This is a genomic window from Dapis purpurea BLCC-M126 (genome assembly GCF_050015975.1).
Taxonomy (GTDB): domain Bacteria; phylum Cyanobacteriota; class Cyanobacteriia; order Cyanobacteriales; family Microcoleaceae; genus Trichodesmium.
In genome coordinates this window covers 1-7,340 of sequence record NZ_JBNHER010000320.1, presented here as the reverse complement: position 1 = coordinate 7,340, position 7,340 = coordinate 1, and the positions used below count along the sequence as shown (strand labels likewise).

5 protein-coding genes are annotated in these 7,340 nt (G+C 33.9%); all 5 read left to right on the top strand.

Annotated features, from left to right (window positions below):
* On the top strand, positions 1-244 hold a 244-nt coding region (locus tag ACP6PL_RS29440), incomplete at its 5' end, for a hypothetical protein (RefSeq protein ID WP_426548912.1).
* A 211-nt stretch (positions 245-455) separates the two neighbouring features.
* On the top strand, positions 456-1,190 hold the full coding sequence (locus ACP6PL_RS29435; RefSeq protein WP_426548911.1) for an HAD family hydrolase: 735 nt from the start codon (positions 456-458) through the stop codon (positions 1,188-1,190).
* Between the two features lie 1,050 nt (positions 1,191-2,240).
* Positions 2,241-3,497, top strand: a complete 1,257-nt coding sequence (gene metK / locus ACP6PL_RS29430; protein ID WP_426548909.1) for a methionine adenosyltransferase — start codon at positions 2,241-2,243, stop codon at positions 3,495-3,497.
* 1,059 nt (positions 3,498-4,556) lie between these two features.
* Positions 4,557-5,111, top strand: a complete 555-nt coding sequence (locus ACP6PL_RS29425; protein ID WP_426548907.1) for an RNA 2'-phosphotransferase — start codon at positions 4,557-4,559, stop codon at positions 5,109-5,111.
* A gap of 653 nt (positions 5,112-5,764) precedes the next feature.
* Entirely contained in the window at positions 5,765-6,985 is a 1,221-nt protein-coding gene (locus tag ACP6PL_RS29420; protein WP_426548906.1) for an AAA family ATPase, read from the top strand.
* The last annotated feature ends 355 nt before the right edge of the window (positions 6,986-7,340 follow it).

Here is a 7,340-nt window from a genome sequence, read left to right as displayed (position 1 = left end):
AACAACAGAAACAGTAGAAGCACCGGAAGTTGAAGCAACAACAGAAACAGTAGAAGCACCGGAAGTTGAAGCAACAACAGAAACAGTAGAAACACCGGAAGTTGAAGCAACAACAGAAACAGTAGAAACACCGGAAGTTGAAGCAACAACAGAAACAGTAGAAGCACCGGAAGAAACAGAAGTTGGAGTTACACAAGAAGAGGCAGCAGGAGAATCCCAAAAAACAGAGGAGACTACATCATAAATAGCTAGTGCTGCGCAGTAGATACAGATACGCAATAGCCTTAGAATCAACCTCTTGACAATAGCAGATGAATAGGGAGTAAGCAAAATATTAAGTTGAAAATATAAACAAATCAACAATAAATTGAAGCTATTCCCTACATCCTGCTCTCCTAATATTCTGAATCATCAAAGATATTAGTAACAATCAAAAAAAATTTATATACGAAACAATGGTAGCTATTAACTGTCGAGGTGTAATCTTCCAAGATATTCAAGCAATCATTTTTGATAAAGATGGTACCCTAGAAGACTCTCAAGAGTTTTTAAGAAATTTGGGGCAAAAGCGCTGTCGCCTCATTGATGCTAAAATCCCTGGAATAGGAGAACCTCTACTAATGGCTTTTGGGATTGATGGCAATAATATTAACCCTATAGGATTAATGGCGGTTGGTAGTAGGCGAGAAAACGAAATTGCAGCGGCAGCTTATATTGCTGAAACGGGTAGAGATTGGTTAGAATCATTAACTATTGTCAAAGAGGCTTTTGCAGAAGCCGACGAAATATTGCCTAAGTCTACTCCAAATTATCTATTTACAGGTAGTCTAGCAGTGCTAAAGTATCTGTCCCAAGCAGGTATAAAACTGGGTATATTATCTGCAGATAATACAACAGCAGTGCAAAATTTTGTCAGATACCATCAACTTAACGATTATATTCAACTAGAAATGGGGGTTGATGATATTCGGAGTAAACCAGATCCAGAACTATTTTTACAAGCTTGTCAAAAATTAGGGGTTAAACCAGCCACAGCATTAATGGTAGGAGATTCTCCCACAGATATAGAAATGGGAAGGAAAGCAGAAGCAGCAGGTTGTATCGGTATTTGTTGGGGGAAACCGGAAGCTAATCACTTACAGACAGCAGATGTAGCGATCGCTAAGTTGGAAGAAATTAAAGTATTGTGATATATCAGTTGCATTACTTTGAAAAATAAAAATAATTATTTTTTATCAAAAATAGTTATTTTGGTAGTTGTTAAGATCAATGGCGAATCATTGTTAACTGCCAAAATCAAGTGGAAATAATTTATAGATATAACACTCCTATCTGATTTATTTCTGATATCTTGTCATTTTTTGAAAATGAGGGAATAGTTTAATAATTAATAATTAGGGCTTGCGCTCAAAAGTCTTTTTGCTAAGGCAGGGAGTAGGGAGTAGTGAAAACTCAAGAGGAATTAGGAGTTGTAGAAGACTTACAAAGGAAAAATCATCTCTTAACTTGGGTGTCCCTACCTTAGCAAGATACTCACTTTTTTAGCCTGATCAGGCTAAAACCTGGTTCTTCGTCACCATTTTAAAAGCCTAAAACCTTTATCTGTCAACGCTTTCATATTTAATCAGCAAACCCTAATTAATAATTATCTCTTCTTGAAAACAAGAGGATTGGTTAAAAGGGAAATTTTTTTCTTCTCTTGGTTGATTATATGCCGAGGAGATCTCGCCATCCCATCCTAACGGAATGCTCCGCAAACAACCGCTTTTTTCTCTTTTAAAGGAGAGGCTTAAAACCCTAGTTTTTCCGTAGAATAATTCTTTAGATGTCGCCTAAGTACAACGCTGGGATTGTGTTAATTATTTGATTTGTGTACTTGCATACAATACTTTGCTATAATTAATTAAGTTATTAACTCAGGGACAATCAATAAATAATTTATAATTTTCTGCTTCTTCTGGTCAAAATAATTGATTGACCAGAAAATATTATGTTAAGTGTGGATTTGTCAAGTGTGGAAATTTTAACCTTGATGTTGTAAACCCATACCATTTACTATAGATATGGAGAATGGTATAAAAAACATAATAGCTGACTACAAACTGAGTTTTCTCTTGGATAGTTGACTTAATTTGATAGCATAGAAAGTAGAAAGTACTTATTTGGTACAAGTATTATCCCTAAGTTAAAACTTATTACTCGCTAAACTAATTTAAGGAAAAATATAGGAGGAACTAATATTGTCTAGTCGTTATCTATTCACTTCTGAGTCTGTTACTGAAGGACATCCTGATAAAATTTGCGACCAAATTTCCGACACAATTATAGATGCAATACTAGCACAAGATCCGGCAAGTCGTGTGGCTGCTGAAGTATTAGTAAATACAGGATTGGTTGTTATTAGTGGTGAAATTACAACTAAAGCCAATGTAAATTATATAAAACTAGCTAGGGAAAAAATTGCTGACATTGGTTATGTTCATGCAGAAAATGGTTTTTCTGCGGATAGCTGTGCTGTTTTAGTAGCTATTGATGAGCAGTCAGCAGATATTGCTCAAGGGGTAGATAAAGCTCAAGAAACTCGCGAACAATTAAGTGAAGAAGAACTTGATGCAATAGGAGCAGGAGACCAGGGCTTAATGTTTGGTTTTGCCTGTAATGAAACTCCAGAATTAATGCCTTTACCTATTAGTTTAGCACACCGAGTTTGTCGCGAACTAACTGCGGTAAGAAAAAGTGGTAAACTCAGTTATTTAAGACCAGATGCTAAAAGTCAAGTTACTATTATTTATGAAGATGGTCGCCCTGTTGGTATTGATACAATCCTAATTTCTACTCAACACACTGCTACTATTGGCGAGTTGGAGGGAGCAGATGTTCAGGCTAAGATTAAAGAAGACCTTTGGAAGTATGTTGTTGAGCCAATATTTACTGACGCAAAGATTAAGCCTGATTCACAAACTCGTTTTCTTGTCAACCCCACTGGTAAATTTGTTATTGGCGGTCCACAGGGAGATTGTGGTCTTACAGGACGTAAAATAATCATTGATACTTATGGTGGTTATTCTCGTCATGGAGGCGGTGCTTTTTCTGGAAAAGATCCAACTAAGGTAGACCGTTCAGCAGCTTATGCTTGTCGCTACATAGCTAAAAATATTGTTGCAGCAGGTCTAGCAGAAAAGTGTGAGGTTCAAATTAGTTATGCGATTGGTGTAGCGAGACCTGTTAGTATGATGATTGAGACTTTTGGTACTTCTAAAGTTGATGAAGATAAGTTATTAGAAGTAGTGAAAGAAAACTTTGAACTCCGTCCAGCAGGGATTATTCAGACTTTTAACCTCCGGAAATTACCTGGAGAAAGAGGCGGTCGTTTTTATCAAGATGTTGCTGCTTATGGTCATTTAGGACGTACCGATCTAGATTTACCTTGGGAACAATTAGATAAGGTAGAGTTATTAAAGGAAGCATTTAGTCCACAGTTAGCAACTACAGCTTAGTCAGTCTATAGACTTTTAATTAGGGTTTGCTGAAAAAGTCTTTTAGTAGGGGCAATTCGCGAATTGCCCCTACAGGAGTCAGGAGGAACGGCGAATTATAAAGGAGGTAAGAGAGAGAATTATCCCTTTATTTTTTCAACTTTGTCTACTCAAAATGCTAACTTTTTGAGCTTTTTGGATAAACAACCTTGCATTTTTTTTCGCTCCTAATAAGACTAAAGCTCTTATTTATAAATGCTTTGAGAATTAATCACTCAGCCCTAATTACTAATAATATTTGATTTTCAGCAACCAAGAGAACTTTTTTCTTTTGGTTGCTAATTTATATTTATAGCAATGAGCAACTCATATAGAATCCGGGTAATTAGTTATCGTATCGCGCTCGGAGTCAGGAATTAGGAGTTAGCAGAAAGAAAAGATTTCAATGGCATGAATTTTTAAATTCGTATTCCATAAAACATCTGTCAGTTAAAGAATTAATTTTGCAATTACTGTATAAGCGGATTTTATATCAACTATCAGTCATTGTCTTTTTAAGAGTTTAAGTTTTACCTTTGAACTTTTGATTTTTTAGTTTTCCTATACCTATCCTTGACACTTCTTATATTCTTATTGTAGCATAAGAGTAGTATAAAACTAAAACTATTTAATGCGGTAGAAAAAATCAACCATATCAAAATTAAATTGCTATAAGCAGTCAGCTCTCAGCTTTTGAATGAATAAATAAACTTATAAGGTGATATCATTAGCTTTTATATCATGTCCGGATAATTAGTGATAAAAAAAACTTTCTTATTTTTATACTTTCTTTCTGCTCTCTTCCCTCCTGACTCCTGACTCCTGACTCCTGACTCCTCCCTCATTTATTTATAACTATTCAACCGGACATGATATTATTTATACTTTTAATTCTATCTTAATCTCTCAAGATTAATTCTTCCTGTAAAGACAATATAGTTAATAACTCATAGCTAATAGCTGACGGCTGAATACTTACAAATTACTTATTTAAATAACAATTAACTGATATTAATTATCAAAAAAATAATAAATAATAGTATGAATAATTCTCGCCTAGTAAAAATTAGTAAGTATTTGAGTTTGGTGTTGAGACACCACCCAGAGAAAATAGGTATTAAACTCGATTCTCATGGTTGGGTTGCTATAGAAGAACTATTGGAAGCAGCTAAAAATCATAACTTTCCTATCATTCAAACAGAGCTTTATACAGTTGTAGAAAAGAATGATAAAAAACGATTTTCTCTAGACTCTACTGAAACTTTTATTCGTGCTAATCAAGGACACAGTGTCGAAGTAGATTTGCAATTAAAACCACAAATACCTCCAGATACACTTTATCATGGTACAGTAATTCATGTAATTGACTCAATCAAAAAGACTGGTTTACAGAAAATTTCAAGACATCATGTTCATTTATCCAATGATATTACTACAGCTAGAAATGTAGCAAAAAGAAGAAAGGGAAAATCTATAGTATTGGTGGTAGATGCGATGGCAATGTCTGAAGATGGTTATAAATTTTATCTTTCTCACAATAATGTTTGGTTAGTTGATGAAGTTCCAACTAAGTATTTACAAATTCTATCTACTTGAAGGTGAAATAAAACAGAAGGCTATTGTAGTTTAAGTAGAATTAAAAATTAGTTTAGATGAAGCAAGAAAGAAAATTTTATTTTAATTCGATCATGTTTAGTATTTGAAAATATCAGATCTAAAATAATTTCCAAAGACTTTAAAGATTTAATAATTTTTTACAAGGGTATTTAGATGACGTTAGAGGCAACATGAATAAATTCATTTTAATTTGAGTTTGAGTAATTATATGGAATGGAGTTGTTCAAAAAACTAATAAGATAGTCATAATCTATATCTCCCTAATCTTTCAGAAATATATCCAAGAATATCCTTCGGCGATCATCAATGCTTTTTTGATTTTGCTCAAGATTCAGTTAATTAATTACAAACTTTTGTGTTCATAGCAATTATAGTTTATGTATGTACCCAAAAAGATATATAATTAATTTATTCTATAAATCTTTAAAGAGTCAACTATTATGATTAAATCGATTATACTAGCGGCAAAAAATACTCCTATATTAACTTTTTTTAGTAGGTAAGCAAGCCTGGATTTTGTCTAGTAAAATTTATCACAATTTCTCTAGAAGAATAAAAAAAGAAGGTAATAAAAGTAATCAACCACCAGCATGGTACAAGTAATAAATATTATCTTCAAAAAAAGAAAATTTGTGTACTATGTAGAACTTCAACAAACTATGGGAACAGGATACTTCGACAGTAAACAAAATAATCCTCAAAATAAAGGATTACTAGGAGCAGGTTGGCGACCACTTTACCGAGAATTTGATTGGGAATATCTATGGCATTTATTATCTAATGATCCTTGGGAAGTCAGCAAAAAAACTCTTGATATAGCTAGTGACATTGCTGATGCTTTAGGTCGTAATCAATTTCCTTGGTGGGCGAATATATTAAACATTTTTTCAGAAAGTACACGATACGAATTTGATGAATTTTGGGATTATATAACTCCTCAGCCTCCAACTCCAGATTATCGTTATCAAGATTTATTGAGTATAGAAACTCCTGTTACACGAACTATTACAAGAGAAAGCATTCCTATTGAATATGCTCTGAATAGACTGCAAGAAATTACTATTTTTAAAATCCTTGATTTATTGGGTAAACCTGACATAATTACCCAATCATTTATGGAAAGAAATTTTTATTATCCAAGAGAAAGATTTATCAGTTGGGAACGGTTGGAAACTTTAGGTACAGTATATAGCTATTGGTCAAAATATTGCTGTTGGTTACAAGTAGAAACTTATGACAAAGGCAGACGTTATTACAGCTTAATTTCTCAAAATATAGCACCACTGGTGAGAAAATCTACCTACAATATGGCAGTTATGGTAAGTGGTTATCAATGTCGTATAGGACAAGTTCAAAGTCAATTTCCTATTAATACATTTCCTCAAGATATTCAAAACTTTACTGATACAGTACAACAAGAAATTTTTGCACACAATCAACTAGCCATATTAATAAGTGGAGAACCAGGAACAGGTAAAACAGCTTGGACTCAAGCAGTAGCAAAAGAGATTTTAGTTCCTTTAGGATATGTAATTTTTATTCTAGATCATGATGCAGTAGAAAATTTTGTACCACCAACATATTTAGAGCAGATTTGTCTAATTATTAATGAGGCAGATAATTTAGCTCAAGACCGCTCTTTGGAAGTGGCTCAAACTAACAGTAAAACAGAACATATTCTCAGTTTGTTAGATGGTACTTTATATCAAAGTGTAGTAGATGAATCTGGAATTAATCATCAGCATAAATTAGTTGTCTTAATGACCTGTAATACTAAAGAAAGATTAGATCCAGCGGTTTTGCGTAAAGGTAGAGTAGATTTAATGTATGAATTTACTTATCGCTTTGTCTAGGGGTTGGTTTGAGCGATCAAATGTAAGCATTTCCTAGGGAATAGTGGGTAAACAGCCTTCAGGTAGTCTCCTGGATCGTAACTACGTTTTTTCCTTATAGAACCCCTAAGCGTATCTTTATAAATATGCGCGTTAGCTAGGAGTTAGGAGACAGGAGTTCATTAATTGATAATTGATAATGGATAATTGATAATTACCTCGGGTTTTAACCGCACGGGAATTGAATACAAGGAAATTCAAGAGCACTTTTTTCTTGGTCGATTGGATATGGCGTTTCGGCGCTTGAGCCGACATGAAAAGCGGAGCGGCTCTGTTAAGAGCGGGAAACCTCGCCATCCCATCCTAAGGTCATGCT

What these genes read in the sequence shown, in the direction of transcription:
- ACP6PL_RS29435 (WP_426548911.1), top strand. Translation starts at nt 456, where the DNA reads ATGGTAGCTATTAACTGTCGAGGTGTAATCTTCCAAGATATTCAAGCA.
- ACP6PL_RS29425 (WP_426548907.1), top strand. Translation starts at nt 4,557, where the DNA reads ATGAATAATTCTCGCCTAGTAAAAATTAGTAAGTATTTGAGTTTGGTG.